Source organism: Lysinibacillus sp. YS11 (assembly GCF_002896375.1).
GTDB lineage: Bacteria > Bacillota > Bacilli > Bacillales_A > Planococcaceae > Lysinibacillus > Lysinibacillus capsici.
In genome coordinates this window covers 3224833-3242399 of sequence record NZ_CP026007.1, presented here as the reverse complement: position 1 = coordinate 3242399, position 17567 = coordinate 3224833, and the positions used below count along the sequence as shown (strand labels likewise).

Here is a 17567-nt window from a genome sequence, read left to right as displayed (position 1 = left end):
ATATTTTCCCCTAAACTAATGCGACTTAATAATATTTGACCTTTAAATTTAATTTTACCTGTCAAATGTTCCAAGTGTGACAGATGTTCCAAACGTTCCAAACATATCATTTTTAGTAATTGTTAGTGTAAACTCGGAAGTAGGACGACGTGATAAGGATTTCCTCCTTGGAATCTTTAAAAACCATAAATTGTTTGGAAAGACTTACCGTCGATCGTCCATTGCCCTATAAGTTTGTTAGTGGCATGACTAGGCCGGCTAGATTTTTCAAGGGATGAGGTATCTTAATTAATCTAAAAGGCTAAAACAAAAAGGAGTGGTTTTAATTGGGGGATTTGTAAAAAAGACAATGGAGAGGGGACCTGTCTTAACATGGACAATTCCTAAAACGTCTGAAAGTGAGTCATTCATGTGTATTTTGATGCAGTAATGCCACATTCGATTGTAAACGAATGAACATGTTGAAGGAGGTTCTCAATGGAAATTAATGATATCCAGAACGGTATATCCGTTAAGCTCCAGGAAGCTTTCGGAGCAGATTATAAAAAATATATTGATGAATTACCGCAGGGGTTTAATACACCTGCTTTTTTAATTCAATTTTTGAGCTTAGAGCATATTCGGCAAATGGGTGGTCGATGGAAAGTAACAACACTTTTTAATGTGAAGTATTACCCTAAAAATGGCATATCCGAGGCTTCTAATATGACATTGAAAGTTCAAAAAGCAATAAAAGAAATAACACTGTTAAACGATTCTTTACTGTGTGGTTCTGGAGCAACTAGCGAAGTAATTGAAGGAATTGGTAATAATTATATTCGTTTCAGTTTCTTCTTACAAGAAGTAGAAGAGAAAGTTTTTATGGGGTCATTAGATCATTATATTAACAAAGAAGAGGTGGTATCAGTTGGCGAAAATAATTCATAAGGTGGTTGAGCCGATGGATAGCAAAGATGTCAAAAAGGTAATTATGTCTAAACTACCTAAATTCACAAAAGAACAACTTGCAAAAAGTCAAAAATATATTTATCGCCGTGATGCACTCAATGCATTACTAGAAGCAGAAAAAACATATTCATTCGCTCAAGTGGATGAAATACTGAAAAAATTCGATAGGGGAGGTAATTAATATGGCGTTAGGTGGAGGGATATTTTTAACACAAAATAAAGTATTACCAGGGACATATCATAATTTTATTAGCTCTACTCGTGCATTTGTAAATCTAAGTGATCGCGGTTACGTTGGTTTGCCAATTGCACTTGATTGGGGCCTAGATGGCGAAGTATTTGCTGTAACACAAGAGGATTTGCAAAAGGATTCTCGCAAAATCTTTGGTTATGAATATACGGATTCAAAATTGAAAGGTATCCGTGATGTATTTAAAAATGCCAACACTGTTTATTTGTACAAACTTGCTGTGGATGCAGAGGCAGCTACTAATAATTTTGCCACAGCTAAGTACAAAGGTGCACGAGGTAATGATATCACGATTATTATTCAGGCTAATGTTGATGAGCCGTCGAAATTCGATGTTAAGACATTACTAGCTAATGTTTTAGTAGATGAACAAATTGCGGTTTCTACTGCTGCAGACTTAATCGCAAATGATTTTGTCGTATTTAAAACGAATGCGACATTAGCTGTTACAGCAGGGACACCATTAGCAGGAGGCTCCAATGGCTTGGCCATTACAGGTGGAGTACATCAAGAAGCACTTGATGCTTTAGAAGCATACGGTTTTAATACTCTCGGCTGTTTATCATCCGAAAGCTCAATTAAATCGCTGTATGTTGAGTATACAAAGCGTATTCGTGACCAAGTCGGTGGTAAGTTCCAACTTGTAGGTCATAAACTTGGCAGCACTGACCATGAAGGTATTATTGACGTACAAAACGATGCTAATGGTACTGATGAAGAAGTGTTCGGTGCCGTATATTGGGCAACTGGCGCACAAGCTGGAGTACTTATAAATAGGTCAAATACTAATAAAAAATACAGTGGTGAATTTACACTTGATATGTCTGAAACCAAGACACAATCACAACTCTCAACTTTATTGAAATCTGGTAAATATGTATTCCATCGTGTAGGTGATGACATTTGCGTACTTGAAGATGTGAATACATTTACGTCATTCACAGTTGATAAAAACGAGGATTTCAGTATGAATCAAGTTATTCGTGTGCTTGATCAACTTGCCATCGATACTGCTCAATTGTTTAACACTCGCTATCTTGGACAGGTGCCAAATGATCAAGATGGCCGTATTTCTTTATGGAACGACATTGGTAGTCATCGCATGGAAATGCAACGTATTAGAGCAATCCAAAATTACAACAAAGACGAACTAACCATTACACAAGGTAATTCCAAGAAAGCTGTTATGGTAAATGAAATCGTGAATCCTACAGTTGCGATGTCACAACTTTACATCACAACAACAGTAGAATAGGGGGAAACAGAAGATGAAACCAAACAAAACATTAATTTCACTGAATCTACAATATTTTGCTGATGCTACCATGCACGCTCGCAATGCCATTCATGGTGCTCAAGGTCGAGCATACGTGACGATTGAAGGAAATAGATACTTATTCGCTCAATTAATTAACATAGAAGCCCGGATGGATAAAACTAAAACCCAAGTACCTATTATGGGGCGCGTATCCAAGGGTAACAAAGCTACTGGTGCAGAGTTTACAGGCAGTGCTACATTCCACTTTAATACTTCAATATTCCGTAAGTTATTAAAGCGTTACAAAGACACAGGGGAGGATATTTATTTTGATATCCAAGTGACGAATGAAGATGGCTCAGCGTCAGTAGGTCGTCAAACAACAATCCTGATTGACTGTAATATGGATGGAGGCATTATCGCTGCATTAGATGCAGATGCGGAGTATCTGGAGGATTCCATTGATTTCACTTTCGAGGATTGGGATATGCCAGAAGAATTTACAACTTTACAAGAAATGTTATAAGAAGAGAGCTCATTATGTGGGCTTTTTTAAATTTAAAATATAAATAATAAGGATATGGTGATTAAATATGTCAAACTTAACTGCATTTTTTGCCCACAATAAAAAGCAAAATGAAAACATTAAGCATGCTATTTCAAAGAAATTCGTGGATGAGCAAGGTAATCCAATTGAATGGGAGTTCGCACCAATTTCGCCAGAACGAGACGCTGAATTAAAATCAGAATCCACTAAGCGTTCTATGATTACGCAAGGAAAGCGTAAGGGACAGTATAATACTGATTTTGACCATTTTAAATACCAACGTTTATTAACTGTTGAATCTATTGTTTATCCTAATTTAAACGATAAAGAGCTGCAGGATTCTTATGGTGTAATGGGTGCAGATGCTTTACTTGGAAAGATGCTAACAATCGGTGAAATGGCAGATGCCTCGGCTGTGGCACAGGAAGTCAATGGGTACCAAGCTGAGCTAGAGGATATGGTCGAAGAAGTAAAAAACTAATAGACGACGGTGATGGTGATGCTAATATAATGCACTGGTGGGTGCAAAAGATGCGTCGTCTTCCGTCTGAATATATGTCTCTATCCTTGACAGACAAAGCCTGTATTATAGCATCTTTACAAGTCAAAATCGAAGAAGATAAGAAGCAAGAGCGCGAGGCAAAACGAGGGTCTAGAAGAAGAAGGAAGCGTTAGGAATTAGCTAATCTTTCTGTATTAATGTTTCTATATAAGAGGGAATATTGATGTAAAGGTGTTTGTTTATCTACTTATGTTATGTCTGTTTTTGCTGTGGTGTGTTGATATAATTCAATAATCAACTCATCCGACAAGGTAATTGGTGAAGTAAAAGATGATGAGCAAATTGAAAGAAGAACAAACTAAAAATGGAAAATATAAAATTCAATAGATTTGTGAATTATTTAAATTAATGGATTTGGAAGTTACTTTGGAGTCTTGAGAATTTAACCATGCAGAATTATGTAGTTGAAGCAACAGAAAGCATACAACTTTACATTGAAAAGTGAAAAGATAAATTATTAAACAATAGCCATAAAAAAGCATCCTTCGAGTAGGGTGCTTTTTTTAATAAAGAGGTGAGAGTTCATGGCTACAATCCGTAAGGCAATTCAAATTGAAGATCGTTTAAGTAAACCAATTAAAGCCATGCATCATATGGTTTCTAGGATGGTCAATCAATTGGAAGTTATGCATGTTGCTTCAGGGCAAATGATGGATACCTCAAGTGTTCAACTAGCTCAAAGAGAATTAGCTAAAACTGCTGAGCAATTTAACATAGTTGAAAACGAAATTCGTAAGGCTGATAATTCTCTACAAAATTTTAGCAACAACATTAGGGATGGAACTATTGCAGTTGATGGGTTATTAAATAAAGTCAAGGAGTTAGTAGGTAAATATTTAGATTTTCAAGTAGTGGGGAGAGTACTCTTGTCCAACGAGACTAATACCACATCTAGGTTAATCAATAATGATTTACAAACTACCGAGCAACCATTTACACAAGCAATGGGAAGTGGAAACCTTCAAGGAGAAGATTTAAACACCGTATTTCAGTCTACGTCAAGTGGTGCCCAAAATACTACGAATTACCTTGGTATTTTAATCGATAAAATACGAGAAATAGGAAGTAGTGGAAAGATTTCTGCAGAGAGTATAAGGAATGCTGTGCTTGGGATGGCTATTGATGGACTATTAGCGAAATTAAGTGAAATTGCAAAAAGCGATCCATTTAAGGAGCTCATGCAAAATGTAACCATTGCTATGGAGAAATTATCTTCAGTTGTCTCCAGTACATTGAATTTTTTTATACCCGATGGGAGTTTAAAGGATAGTTGGTCGTTTATAGTTCCTATAATAAGTACTGTTGCAGCAGCAATGTTGGTATATGAATCTGCTTTACTACTAGTAAAAGCAGCCGAAATGGCCAGTGCGCTTTGGACTGGTCTAAGAACGCTTGCAATTGGGCTATTAACTGCAACTACATGGACGAATGTATCTGCAACATTAGCTGCAACAGCCGCAGCATGGGGCTTAAATGCGGCGATAGCAGCCAATCCAATATTTATTTTAGTAATAGCCATCGTCATTCTTATTGGTCTTTTCTATTTAGCGGTAGCCGCTTTCAATTATTTTGCTGGGACCTCGGTTAGTGCTACAGGAATAATAGCTGGGGCATTCATGTTTTTATATGCTTTTATTTATAATATAATCGCCTTTTTTTGGAATATATTTGCTTCGTTTAATGAATTTCTTGTTAATAGTACGAAAAATTCAACTTACTCTGTAAAACGATTATTTTATAATCTAGCAACTTTGGTTTTAGACCTTGCTATTTCCATGTCACAAGGTTGGGATCAGTTTGCTACAAATTTCGTTAATGCCATCATAGATGCAGTCAATTGGGCCATACAAGCTTGGAATTGGTTTATAAGTTTATTACCAGATAGTGTTGTATCTTACGTTGGTTTAAAAATGGGTACTGAGTTTAGCCATCGTGAGTCCATAACAAGTGATCTAAAAAGTCTTAAAGGAGTTTTAGACAACTGGATTGGTGAAGCTCCTGATAATTATTGGGAAGCTCCTAAAATGGAATTTAAAAATTTAAGTAAGGCTTGGGATACAGGCTACAATTGGGGAGAAAATTTATTTAAATCTGGAGAAGAAAAAAAAGACAATAATCAAGAAGATAAGATAAAAAATGACATTGATAAAGCATTAGCGTTAGGTGACAAACTTGATAAAGGTAATGAGTTAGGTAAGAAAACAGCAGACAATACCGAGAAGGCAACTGAAGGTATTAAAATAATGAATGAGGATTTAAAGTATCTTCGTGATATAGCTGAACGTGAAGCAATCAATCGTTATACAACGGCAGAAATCAAAGTAGATATGAAAAATGAAAACCGTATTAGCAGTGAATTAGATATTGATGGTATTATTGATAGATTTGGTCAACGTGTTGAAGAAGTTTCAGGAATGTTAGCAGAAGGAGGTTCAATTGAAGATGTATAATTTTTTTCTAGACAGTATACAGTTTCCTATTGCACCTTCTGAACTATCTCTGAAGATTAATGGAAGAAACGAAACTACTGTGTTAATGAATGAAGGAGAAGTAAATGTCATAAAAAAAACTGGGCTAACGAATATAGATTTTGAGGTATTACTGCCTAACGTCAAATATCCGTTTTCTGTTTATCCGAGTAGTTTTCAACCAGCGGCATTTTATCTGGATAAACTAAAGAAATTAAAAAACTCCGACAAACCCTTTAAGTTTGTAGTTAATCGTATGATGCCAAATGGCAATCTACTTTTTGACACCGATATGATCGTGACACTTGAAGATTATGAAATACTAGAATCTGCTGAAAACGGCTTTGATGTCAATGTACGAATCCAGTTAAAGCAGTATCGAGATTATGGTAATAAAAAAATCAATTTGAAAGCTGCTACAAAAACCGATAGTAGTACATCTACATCCAAGACGGCAACTAAAGCTGTAGTAGAGCAGAAAAGGCCAACAACAGGCAAAGAAACACCAAAAACACATACTGTAAAATCAGGCGAAACATTGTGGGCCATTGCTAAGAAGTATTTAGGTGATGGCTCTAAATACACTGAATTAGCAAAAATCAATAATATCAGCAATCCTAACGTTATTAGAGCAGGGCAGGTGATAAAACTTGGCTAAATCACAATTGTATATATCGAGTAAAGGGCAACTGTATGAATGTGCTGTAGAGGAAGGAATTGTATGGGAAACACACCGGAAAGGTACACCAGGTAAATTAACGTTCAATGTGATTAAAGATGATGTACTTAGTTTTCATGAGGGTGATGAAGTTCGTTTCAAATATGATGGTCATAAGATATTTTACGGATTTGTTTTTACCAAGAAGCGTACAAATAATAGGGTTATAACTGTTACTTGCTACGATCAGCTGCGCTACTTTAAAAATAAAAACACGTATGAGTATTCCAAAAAGACGGCTGCCCAAGTACTTCAAATGATTGCAAAAGACTTTCGGTTAAAGACTGGCACGGTAGATAATACAAAGCATGTTATCCCTGCTATGGTCGAGGATAACCAAGAGCTTTTTACCATCATGGCAAATGCATTAGCTGAAACAACGCTCAATACTAAAAGGTTATATGTACTGTATGATGACTTCGGAGTTTTGAATTTACGTGAAGCTAGGACACTTAAAACAGATTTGCTGATAGATCAAGAATCAGGTGAGTCATTTGAATACACGACATCCATTGACGAAAATACGTACAACAAAATTAAATTAGTACGCGAGAATAAAAAGACAGGTAGGCGTGATGTCTACATCGTTAAAGATGGAAGCCATATTAATCAATGGGGTGTACTTCAGCTAACTGATAGCCTTGGAGAAAAGGATAACGGCAAAGCTAAAGCTGATGGGATGTTAAAGCTTTATAACCAAAAAACACGAAAGTTACACATCAATAAAGTATTTGGAAATCCAATTATACGAGGTGGTAGTCAAGTAGCTGTTCAGTTGTACGTTGGAGACTTAACTGTGGCCAACTTCATGATGGTTGAAACAGTGAGGCATACCTTCAAAGAGTCTGATCATCGCATGGATTTAAAATTGATTGGTGGTGATTTCATTGCATAGTATGGAGGACATATTAAAAGAAATCCAAAAGCTAGTTTTGGGTGTTATCAATGCTCAAAAGCTCACTACGGTTGTTTATGGCACTGTTTTAAGTATAAACCCATTAGAAGTCCAAATTGATCAAAAGTTGACACTTAGAGAGGAACACCTAAAACTAACTCGCGCTGTAATGGATCATGAGGTAGAAATGAGTGTGAATGGTGGAACTAAGCAGATTTATAAAGTTTATAACGGCCTAAAACAAGGTGACAAAGTGACGATGTTCCGTGTTCATGGAGGACAACAATTTTTAATCATAGATAAAGAGGTGGTTTGATGATTCCACAAAATGGATTTGAAGAAGAATTAACAGCAGATTTTGAGGAAATGGTTCAACCCTCTCGTACCTACAAACTGGATTTAGAACGAAAGCGCATTATCGGCTATGCAGATGGACGAGAAGCCATTGAACAGGCTATATATAAAGCGTTAAGTACAGAGCGCTATGACCATTTAATTTATTCATGGAATTACGGTGCTGAAATAGCAAAACTGTTCGGCCAGCCTATACCCTATGTGTATAGCGAACTAAAAAGTTTGATAACAGAAGCATTAACACAAGATGATCGCATTCATAGTGTTGATGCTTTTTCTTTTAGTCATGTGAAGCATAAAGTACATGTTCAATTAACAGCTCATACGATTGTGGGAGAAATTGAAGTTACAAAAGAGGTGGTGGTTGCATAATGTTTGAGCATCAAAGCTATGAAGTGATTGTTGAACGTATGTTAGAGCGAATCAGTAATGATGTAGATAAACGGGAAGGTGCCATTATCTATGATACAGGAGCAATGACAGCGAAAGAACTTCAAGAGATGTATATAGCGTTAGACAGTATTATTTTAGAGACATTTCCTGAAACAGCATCCCGTCCAAATTTAATAAAAAGAGCAGAAGAATACGGTGTCTATCCTTATAAAGCAACCAATGCCATATTGAAAGGTGTGTTCAGCAAAGATATTCCTATTGGGTCTCGATTTTCACTTGGTGAATTAGATTATATAGCCATCCAGCGAATTGCTCCAGGTGTTTATGAAATGCAATGCGAGACAACAGGCGTGATCGGTAATACACAGTTCGGTGCCTTAATTCCAATTGAATACATTGATGGTCTTGAGACAGCAGAACTAACAGAGCTATTCATACCTGGTGAAGATGAAGAACCTACGGAGGATTTCCGTAGACGTTTTTTCCTCACTCGAAAGCAAATACCGTATGGAGGCAATCGGGATGATTATATCCAAAAAGTTATGAGCATTCATGGTGTTGGAGGTGTTAAGCCATATCGTACTCCAGCAGGTGGAGGTACAGTCGGAATAACCATTATTAATTCAGATTTTAACCCTCCAACAGCTTCATTAATTGAGGAAGTGCAAACGATATTAGATCCAGTTGTGAATAGTGGAGAAGGGCTAGGAGTTGCTCCATATGGTCATCGGGTAACGGTGAGTGGAATTGAAACAGTTACTACTGATATTTATTTAAAATTAGTCATCACCAATGTGACAATAGGGCAACTTCAAAATGAGGTGGAAGATGCAATTAGAGATTATTTCTTTTCACTCAGAAAAGATTGGCAAAATGCAAATTTTATAATTGTTAGGCAGCTACAAATCGAATCTAGATTGTTAGATATTGTTGGAATTAGCGATGTATTGGAATCAACAATTAATGGACAAGATAGTAATTTCAATTTAGCTCACAATCAAGTTCCTGTACTTGGGACGGTGATTTTGGATGCTTGATAATCGAGTCGCACGAAATTTGCCAGATATTTATGATGGCATTAAAGAAACAGATGAACTTACAGAGACAGTAGCCGTTGAATTAGACAACTTGGATGTCGCACGTAAACAAGTAGAAATAGAACAATTTATTATGACAGCCAGTGAAAAGTTCTTACGAATGCGTGAGCGAGGATATGATATTCTTGCCGATCCTTCAACAGAGTCATTAGATTTCCGTAGACGACGATTAATTGTAAGACAGTCAACGAGGTTACCAATTACTCAAAGAAAGGTCCACGAGATACTAACAGAACTAGTAGGGCATTCAAATTTTGAAGAATATTTAGATGCTGAAATTTGTACAACCACTTTTGTTTTTGATGCGACGGATGCCACTTTAAATAGAGAAATTGATTTAACACTTGAACAGATTATTCCATTAAATATGGATTTAAAAGTTGCAAGACGTTTGATGACAAATTTATTCTTGCCAAGTTACCTCTCAACAGGTTCAGAGATAACTTTATACCCAATGAATATCGATAATCTAGAATCTTATACACAAAGTAATAGTTTAGTAGGTGTTCAAACAGCATCTACAATTACTCTTACACCATTTTAAGAAAGGAGTGATATTGTGGCTCAAGCACAATATGGAACACTAATAACCAATATCGGGCTGGCTAAAATAGCAAATGCACAAGTCACCCAGTCGAAAGTAGGTTTAGAAAATATCGCACTAGGTGATGGAAACGGTGCACATTATGTACCCACACAAAACCAAACTGCTCTAGTTAATGAAGTTTGGAGGGGTCCTGTTGCAGACGTATCAATTGATACGAAAAATAATAACAGGATTACTGTTAAGGCAGTTATTCCAGTAACCGTTGGAGGATTTACTATACGTGAAATTGGCGTATTTGATAACGAAGGATTTTTGATTGCAGTTGGCCAATATCCTGAAAAATACAAACCACAATTAATTGAGGGTGTGGCAGAAGAAACCATAATTCATTTTGTTATCGAAACAAATAACGCTAATGTTGTTAAGTTAAATATTGATCCAACTGTAATTATTGCTAGTCAGGAGTATGTAGACAAAAAGTTTAACTATCTCGATTCACGAATTGGTGATACAAGTAAGCTGGAAACAGATTATAAAAAGGATACGGTTGGTGCAGTTAATGAAATTCAACATGAATTAAATGATATAGTGGAAAGTTTGGGTTTTCATGAGCCCATTTCTGAAGTTATAGAGCGTGGAGCGAATGAAATTAATGCACCTGTCAAAACCCTTTGCTCTGTGGTAGGGCTAGAAGGTCGTACGATTACCAACTATGCCCCGTTATTCGATGGTGGTACATGGGTGTTAACAGAGAACACAGCAACGACAACGATAATGGTTGTACGACCGAACAAGTTGTCGGTTACAGTGAACGATATTACAAAGCCGATTGCTACTGCATGGTCCTATATTACGGGTCTTGTACCAGGTAAGACATACATCATGTCTATGATTAGTACATTTAATGCGTATATTGACTATTACACAGCGAACGGGCTTCATTCACGTGTACCTGTGTATATCAACGGCGTGTCCCAATCATTCACAGTACCAACAGACACGTCCATTATAAAAATAGCACTTTCGATTTTAGAACCTGATACTGGGCGTAAAACAGGCACATTTACAGCAGAAAATGTACAGATTAACGAAGGTAATACAGCCCTACCCTTTGTCGCAAATATGCAGGGTATTACAAACCCGACAATAGAAAACATTCGCGATAACTTGATACCTGCGTTCCACATGGGCGGTGCAGTTCACGTACCTGGTTGGATGTATTTAACAGTGATCGACCATACAGTGACGTCATGGGAAGCTACCTCAAACCCCCGCGTACTTGTACCCGTCGTGCCTGGTACAAAATACACGTTTTCTTGTATACGTAACGCCCAGGTAAAGATCACGACCAACAAGGGCAGCCATTTAGACGCCGATCAACTTACAACTTTATTCGAGGAAAGCACGGTACAAAATGGGAACATGAACTGTACGTTTACGGTACCCGCAGGGATTAACTTTATTCGTATTGTATTTATGACAACTGCGGGTGGCTATGTATCTAGTCCTATGATGGTCAAAGGCTCAACACCAGCTGCGTACAAGCCACAGGTACGCGAAGCATTGACCGTGAAAACGACTTTGCATACAGGCGAGTCGTTAAAAGTCGACGTGGCGGGGCAACTAGTCAAAACGAAGAAATACGAAACGATAGAGCTGGGGGACGTCAACGCTAGATATATCGGTATACAAACAGGGCTACACCTCGTAGACATTGCCCTGGGGCTAGTAGGTAACGACATACCTGCTACCTTAATTAAGTTTAATGGTGCTGTTTGTAAGCAACTTAACTACACTACAGGTAATAGCGGCAATGATACCTTTTATCTAGACTCACGTATAGCTACCGTTGACGGCGGCGAACTGCGAATCTCCATAGCGGACACAGAAAGTGGCTGGGGACCTACCTACCAACCGACACCCGCCGAAATTAAGGCGTACTTCATGGGCTGGAAAATGTACGCGGACGGAGCTGGCGGCAGAAATGAACTGTATGAAACCGCGAAGGGCAATAAGTATTGGTACCCTATTTCCCGTGTAAACGATACATTTGATTCTGCCTACCGAACAGTTAGCACAGCACCTACAACATTTGCTAACAACAAAGCAAGCTGGCAACCTTACAAGCTATGTTACTTACTCAAAACGCCTGTATCAGAGGTCGTAGCCACAGCTGGAAGCCTAACACTAGACGAAGGCGAAAACATGCTAGTCGTTAGCGAGGGGCGTATCGTACGTGAAGTAACGAAGCCGTACCATTACAAAACGACAACGCCAGATGGCACCGTGTACAATCGTTACGAGATCAATACACGGACACAAAGCTCACTAGCTTACAATACTGCTAACATTCTACAGGTCTACAAAAACGGAAAACCTGACTACGCCTGGAAAATCGAGTACGTAGCCATTGCAGGGTCTGTACGGGCATTACTCGAAGCCGATCTTTTCGACCCAGCTGCAGTGTACACAGTGACTTACCAACCACTGGAGCCGTACCGAGTATCAGTACCAACGAACGCTATAACAATTGAATATGCAGACAAATTAGGCGGTGTTATACAATCGCTTGTTACTACAGCAGCAAAGTTAGGAGCACAAGCATCAAATATGCAAAATAGCCCAAGTTTCCGTTTCGGTAAAGACGAAGGCGGACTATACATTATCATTGACGAGGATGTGATTACATGACAACAGGTGTGAAAACATATTTAGGTGGCGGCAAGGTAATGAAGTCACAAACATTTACCGCAAGCGGCACGTTTACAGTACCCGCAGGCGTAACTGAAGTGTACCTAACAGGCGGCGGAGCAGGTGGTGGCGGTGGTGCTAGTACAGGTACTTCGGGAATCGCGGCAAGTGGAAGTGCTGGTGGAGTAACTTCGTTCGGTACGTTATTATCGCTGAATGGCGGTGGCGGTGGTATTTCTGGCGATTGGGGTAACGTAGCAGGAGGTCTTGCTGGTGGTCCTGGCGGTCAAAGTGGTCAAGGACCTTATAACGGTTACGTAACTGCGGCTTTTGGGGTAGGTAACGGCGGGAATAGTGGACCCTACCACGGCGGGTACGGCACACAGTATACAAGCGCAGCCCCAAAAAATGGTTGCTATTGTTCTGGTGGAGGGGGTGCCGCGGCATCTAATAACACATCAGTAGCCACGGGCGGCGGTGGCGGTCATTTTGTATACGACCACAAAGTATCAGTGACGCCTTTGGCAAGTATAGCGGTAACTATTGGTATTGGTGGTAACGGCGGCAATGCTGGTGGCTACATTGGAGGCAAAGGCGGAGATGGAATACTAACAGTGAAATGGTGGGAATAACATGAAACGATACGCACAAATATTATGGGGCAAAGCGCATTGGATTTTTGAAGCAGAGACAGTTCCAGAGTTTGCGCCTGATATTGTCATTATTGACATTACAGACAAACCAGAGATACAAGAGGGCTGGGACTACGACGAGGAAACAAGGGATTTTACTGCACCAGTTGTACCTGAGCCAACACCAATAGAACCAACACCAACTTTAGAGGAAATGCAGGCCAAAACATTACTTAATACAGAATATCTAGTTTCAAGAAGTGAATTATTAGGAGGAATGTAGAATGTCAGTCTATGAACTATGTAAATTTTTAATTGATCGCAAACGTTATGAGTATGAGGCTATGTTAAATAAGGTGAATGTTTTTTATGCTAATAACCAATTGAAAGATGATGAATATACAGGGTTACTAACTGTAATGGATGAACAGAAAACGCAAGCAGAGGCTTAGCGTTATTTTTTATGCCTTCACAGGTAGATGTGAGGGCTTTTATATTGATTTCCGAGGTGAACTAATGGATGAACAACGTATTGGGAAGTTAGAACATGATATGAATGATGTGAAAACTCGCTTAGCCGTTGCTGAATCAAATATCAGGGAAATTAGAGAAGATATTGGTGGAATTAAAGATAATACAACTTGGATTTTAAGATTAGTTATTGGTGGACTAGTGGGAGCATTGTTGACCTATATTATAAAAGGAGGAACGATTTAAAATGAAAATTAACTGGAAAATACGTCTAAAACACAAGCCATTTCTTTTTGGGACATTTTCGTTATTACTGTTATTAATTCAACAAATCGGAGCGCTTTTTGGGTATAATACAACGATTTACAATGAACAAGTAACAGATATCTTCAATACTGTGCTTGCCTTGTTAGTTTTACTTGGCGTAGTGAGTGATCCAACAACGCCAGGACTAAATGATAGCGAAAGAGCGATGGGATATAACAAAAAGGATGGTGTGAAATGACATCCACAATTGAAAAACGCTTAATGTCAGGACTACCTAATAAGGCTTTAACGGCAGTAAAATATGTCATTGCCCATGAATCAGGTAATATTAATAACACAGGTCCAAATGCTTTAGAAAATGAAATTGTTTATATGAACCGTAATAAAGCTAATGCTTTTACGTCTCACTGGGTAGGTGGAGGAGGACGTATCGTGCAAATTGCGCCAGTTGGCAGATTACAGTATGGTTGTGGTCCAAAAGGTAATCCACTTAGCTATGCACAAGTTGAATTAGCGAGGACAGCAGATAAAGAACAATTTAAAAAGGACTATGCTGCTTATATTTGGTTGTTACGTGAACTTGCTAAAGAGGCTGGAATACCTGTTGTATTGGATGGAGCAGGCAACGGTATTAAGTCACATCGATGGATTACAGATAATCTTAAAGGCACAACACATAGAGATCCGTATTCGTATTTAGCGAGTATGGGGATTACCGAGGCGCAATTCAAGCTACACATTTTAAATGGTTTGGAGGAAGTAAAAGTGACGCAAATTACAGAAGCGAAAGTTATGCTTAATGATACAAAAACTATTCCGGCAGTGATTATAGATGGTAGGACACACGTTCAAGTACGAGAGCTAGCCGATCTTTTAGGGTTAAAACTCGTTTATAACAATGAGAGCAAAACAACAAAATTGTATGAAGTAAAATAATTGTAATTTTAAAGCCCAAGTACTCATTTGAAAGTGAGTACCTGGGCTTTTTTTGTTTAATATTCCCTTACTTCAAATGAAGCGATTTTAGTGAATTGCATAATTTAAAGGAATAAGCAGGAGTGAAGGTGCTCCTCATCACTTTCACTCCTATTTTATCTTTAGGAAAGGTTGCTGAGGTGATACTTTACGATACATAGTGTATTAAATATAAAACAAGACTGTCCAGAGACAGTCCTGCTAAGAATGTTTTTAAAATAAACTAGAAAAGAAATTTTTCGTAGTGCTAACAATTGAATTAAAAGTAGAGGAAATGAAATTAATAGCAGCACTTATTGCATTTTTTACAGTTTCCACAACAGTAACAAAAACATTTAAAACTTTATCCATAATATCTTGTATAAAGGCACCGACTTTATCAGCAATAGTAAGGATGAGTGTTTGAGCTGCAGGATGCTCTTCACCAAAATCTATCAACGAATCATAGTATTTATTGATCATGTCTTCGGATTTTTTTAAAGCTTCCTCTTTTTTCTTCCGCATATTTTCAAAAAAAGCTGTTTGATTTTTATCATTCTCTAACTGCTTAACATTTTCTTTTAAGTCTAATTCTTCTTGCACATAAAAACTATTAACGTTCTCCTGATATTCTTGTGTTAGTTTTTGTAATTCATCAGGTGCGTCTGATAATGAAGGAGCTTGAAGTCCAATGAACGCTGCTAAAGAAAATTCATTGGTTTGCTCTCCCGTATAAGCATCTCTCATTTGATTCATAATACTACTAAAATTTTTTACTGCTACTGTCATAATTATTCCTCCTAGTAATTTAATTGTTGAAACAACTATAGATTATCAATAAAAGGTTAAAATTAGGTTAAAAAACATAAATTTACTTTTTTGTTTTAATATATAATATACTGGCTATAAGATAAGTTAATTAAAATAATATGTATTTAATAATAGTAGAAACACCACTCCATGATGGGTGGTCTCAATCTTTATATAGGGTTACATGATGTGGAGAAAATTAAAAAAGACCATCTCTAATAGAGTGGTCAAAAATACTAACTTGTCTTACATTATAATGAAGTTGACTTACCTTTTTTCTCATCCATAATAAGATCTTCTTCACGTTGTGGGCGAGGGGCTTCCGTACGCCCATTAGGTTTTTTTGGGTCTGCTCCACTAGTAAATGATTGTTTTGTTGGCTCGTCTGTTGCAAACTCTGTATTTTTTTTGTCTCGTTTCATGTCGACACCTCCTAAAGATATTATTTATCTTATCCAATAAAATATCCCTTGTTTATTTCAGATCATCCCAAGACTATGTAAGGAAAATTTGGTAGGGAATTTCTGATGTTTGGTTTTTGCATAAAATAATTGATTTTTTAGAAAAAATGAATTTTTATGTTAAAATAAACCAAAGAAAACATTTTAGAAAAGTATCGGCGCTTTGATTGGAGGTTGAACAGGTGGATGAGAAGAAGAAGGGGAAATTACAAATCCTCTTAATAATTTTAATGATATTACTTTTGGTTGCAACGTTTGTTTTATTTTTCATAGGTAAATATATGTTGGCATTTATTTTATTTGGAATTTTTATGCTAATACTAAATTTTATTAGTAGCTGGAAAAACCTAGATAATGCAGATTACGTTTATAGGAAAATACATAAGAGTAACCAGAAGTGGTAATTACTAGACATTTAGCTTAGTTACTTGTAGTGCTTATTTGGATATCTGAAAAGAGCAAAGAAGGGATCCTCACTTTATATGAAGAAATAGTGAGTTATAATATTTTTTTCAACAACTACGGAGGTGCTTTTTTGCAAACATTTTTTAAATATAATTGGCTAGTTCGGGAAGATTGGTTTCGTTGGTGTGAAGAGTTGACTGAAGAAGAACTTTTGCAAAACCGAACTGGAGGAATGGGCAGTATATTACACACACTCTTCCATATCATTGATGTTGAATGGAGTTGGATTCGTCTTTTACAGGGGAAAACAGACTTTCAGGAGAGCTTTGATGAATATAATAGCTTGGAAAAGGTTCGTAAATTGGAAGCTGCATTTCATTTAGACGTCGAAAGCTTTGTAAATCAATGGGATGACAGTATGGAAGAGCGTATTCTTCATATTCCATTAGCAAATGGTAGTATGGAGACGCATACATGGGGTGAAGTCATTCGTCATACCATTGCACATGAAATTCACCATATAGGACAATTATCAATTTGGGCAAGGGAAATGGGGAGAGCGCCTGTTTCTGCAAATCTAATCAGAAGAGGTCTTTCTTCATCATTGAAAGATTCAGTAGGTGCTCAAATAAATAAAGAAACGTTTAAATAGAATGAGAGACACTGTAGAAATATATATATGCTAGAAAAATGTTGCAATAATATCCAATTGTTTATTAGCAAAAAGTGAATAGCGTACCAGAGTATCTTCCAATTCATTTGAATGGAAGATTTTTTGATGCCCAAATGAGAAAAATTGCGAGGCAGATTTCATAAAGGCATTTACTTACGGCTTATAA

Annotated in this window: 22 protein-coding genes; 20 read left to right on the top strand and 2 right to left on the bottom strand. The window is 37.4% G+C overall.

Annotated elements, in window-relative coordinates; translation table 11 throughout:
* The first annotated feature begins 477 nt into the window (after nt 1-477).
* The 19 genes from LBYS11_RS16100 to LBYS11_RS16015 all read left to right on the top strand — a co-directional run bounded on the left by LBYS11_RS16100 (nt 478) and on the right by LBYS11_RS16015 (nt 15034).
* Nucleotides 478-927, top strand: a complete 450-nt coding sequence (locus LBYS11_RS16100) for a phage tail terminator family protein (protein WP_103118538.1) — start codon at nt 478-480, stop codon at nt 925-927.
* Complete coding sequence (locus tag LBYS11_RS16095; protein WP_233732126.1) at nt 908-1129, top strand: hypothetical protein; 222 nt, start codon at nt 908-910, stop codon at nt 1127-1129. The genes LBYS11_RS16100 and LBYS11_RS16095 overlap by 20 nt, the downstream gene beginning before the upstream one ends.
* A 1-nt stretch (nt 1130) precedes the next feature.
* Nucleotides 1131-2453, top strand: coding sequence for a phage tail sheath subtilisin-like domain-containing protein (locus LBYS11_RS16090; protein WP_103118537.1), 1323 nt, complete (start codon nt 1131-1133; stop codon nt 2451-2453).
* Nucleotides 2454-2466: 13 nt separating this feature from the next.
* A complete protein-coding gene (locus LBYS11_RS16085) occupies nt 2467-2982 on the top strand; it encodes a phage tail tube protein (protein ID WP_103118536.1) in 516 nt (171 codons plus the stop codon).
* 67 nt (nt 2983-3049) lie between these two features.
* A complete protein-coding gene (locus LBYS11_RS16080; protein ID WP_103118535.1) occupies nt 3050-3484 on the top strand; it encodes a phage tail assembly chaperone in 435 nt (144 codons plus the stop codon).
* A gap of 605 nt (nt 3485-4089) precedes the next feature.
* Nucleotides 4090-6015 (top strand): tape measure protein, encoded by a 1926-nt coding sequence (locus tag LBYS11_RS16075; protein ID WP_103118534.1) that lies wholly within the window; start codon nt 4090-4092, stop codon nt 6013-6015.
* Entirely contained in the window at nt 6008-6691 is a 684-nt protein-coding gene (locus tag LBYS11_RS16070; protein ID WP_103118533.1) for a LysM peptidoglycan-binding domain-containing protein, read from the top strand. Before LBYS11_RS16075 ends, LBYS11_RS16070 begins: the two co-directional genes overlap by 8 nt.
* Nucleotides 6684-7646 carry an XkdQ/YqbQ family protein gene (locus LBYS11_RS16065; RefSeq protein ID WP_103118532.1) on the top strand — a complete coding sequence of 321 codons (963 nt, stop codon included), beginning with the start codon at nt 6684-6686 and terminating at the stop codon, nt 7644-7646. Before LBYS11_RS16070 ends, LBYS11_RS16065 begins: the two co-directional genes overlap by 8 nt.
* Before the next feature lies 1 nt (nt 7647).
* Complete coding sequence (locus LBYS11_RS16060) at nt 7648-7962, top strand: DUF2577 domain-containing protein (protein WP_103119096.1); 315 nt, start codon at nt 7648-7650, stop codon at nt 7960-7962.
* A complete protein-coding gene (locus LBYS11_RS16055) occupies nt 7962-8372 on the top strand; it encodes a DUF2634 domain-containing protein (RefSeq protein ID WP_103118531.1) in 411 nt (136 codons plus the stop codon). Before LBYS11_RS16060 ends, LBYS11_RS16055 begins: the two co-directional genes overlap by 1 nt.
* Entirely contained in the window at nt 8372-9430 is a 1059-nt protein-coding gene (locus LBYS11_RS16050) for a baseplate J/gp47 family protein (RefSeq protein ID WP_103118530.1), read from the top strand. Before LBYS11_RS16055 ends, LBYS11_RS16050 begins: the two co-directional genes overlap by 1 nt.
* A complete protein-coding gene (locus tag LBYS11_RS16045; RefSeq protein WP_103118529.1) occupies nt 9423-10034 on the top strand; it encodes a putative phage tail protein in 612 nt (203 codons plus the stop codon). Before LBYS11_RS16050 ends, LBYS11_RS16045 begins: the two co-directional genes overlap by 8 nt.
* Nucleotides 10035-10049: 15 nt before the next feature.
* A complete protein-coding gene (locus LBYS11_RS23790) occupies nt 10050-12728 on the top strand; it encodes a phage tail protein (RefSeq protein ID WP_233732124.1) in 2679 nt (892 codons plus the stop codon).
* On the top strand, nt 12725-13360 hold the full coding sequence (locus LBYS11_RS16035; RefSeq protein ID WP_103118528.1) for a hypothetical protein: 636 nt from the start codon (nt 12725-12727) through the stop codon (nt 13358-13360). Before LBYS11_RS23790 ends, LBYS11_RS16035 begins: the two co-directional genes overlap by 4 nt.
* A 1-nt stretch (nt 13361) precedes the next feature.
* Nucleotides 13362-13643: a hypothetical protein gene (locus LBYS11_RS16030; RefSeq protein WP_103118527.1), complete on the top strand. Its 282-nt coding sequence runs from the start codon at nt 13362-13364 to the stop codon at nt 13641-13643.
* A 1-nt stretch (nt 13644) separates the two neighbouring features.
* A complete protein-coding gene (locus LBYS11_RS23115; RefSeq protein ID WP_158651958.1) occupies nt 13645-13812 on the top strand; it encodes a hypothetical protein in 168 nt (55 codons plus the stop codon).
* Between the two features lie 64 nt (nt 13813-13876).
* Entirely contained in the window at nt 13877-14077 is a 201-nt protein-coding gene (locus LBYS11_RS16025) for a hemolysin XhlA family protein (RefSeq protein WP_103118526.1), read from the top strand.
* Between the two features lies 1 nt (nt 14078).
* Entirely contained in the window at nt 14079-14336 is a 258-nt protein-coding gene (locus LBYS11_RS16020) for a phage holin (RefSeq protein WP_103118525.1), read from the top strand.
* On the top strand, nt 14333-15034 hold the full coding sequence (locus LBYS11_RS16015; RefSeq protein ID WP_103118524.1) for a peptidoglycan recognition protein family protein: 702 nt from the start codon (nt 14333-14335) through the stop codon (nt 15032-15034). Before LBYS11_RS16020 ends, LBYS11_RS16015 begins: the two co-directional genes overlap by 4 nt.
* A 252-nt stretch (nt 15035-15286) precedes the next feature.
* Here LBYS11_RS16015 and LBYS11_RS16010 read toward each other — a convergent pair whose 3' ends face one another.
* Nucleotides 15287-15841, bottom strand: coding sequence for a hypothetical protein (locus tag LBYS11_RS16010; RefSeq protein WP_103118523.1), 555 nt, complete (start codon nt 15839-15841; stop codon nt 15287-15289).
* A 272-nt stretch (nt 15842-16113) separates the two neighbouring features.
* Nucleotides 16114-16284 (bottom strand): hypothetical protein, encoded by a 171-nt coding sequence (locus LBYS11_RS23310; RefSeq protein ID WP_199768265.1) that lies wholly within the window; start codon nt 16282-16284, stop codon nt 16114-16116.
* A gap of 574 nt (nt 16285-16858) precedes the next feature.
* On the opposite strand from LBYS11_RS23310, the gene LBYS11_RS16000 reads away from it, so the two are divergent.
* The gene (locus LBYS11_RS16000) at nt 16859-17380 is read left to right on the top strand and encodes a DinB family protein (RefSeq protein ID WP_103118521.1); all 522 of its coding nucleotides are present in this window, start codon (nt 16859-16861) and stop codon (nt 17378-17380) included.
* Nucleotides 17381-17567 lie beyond the last annotated feature (187 nt).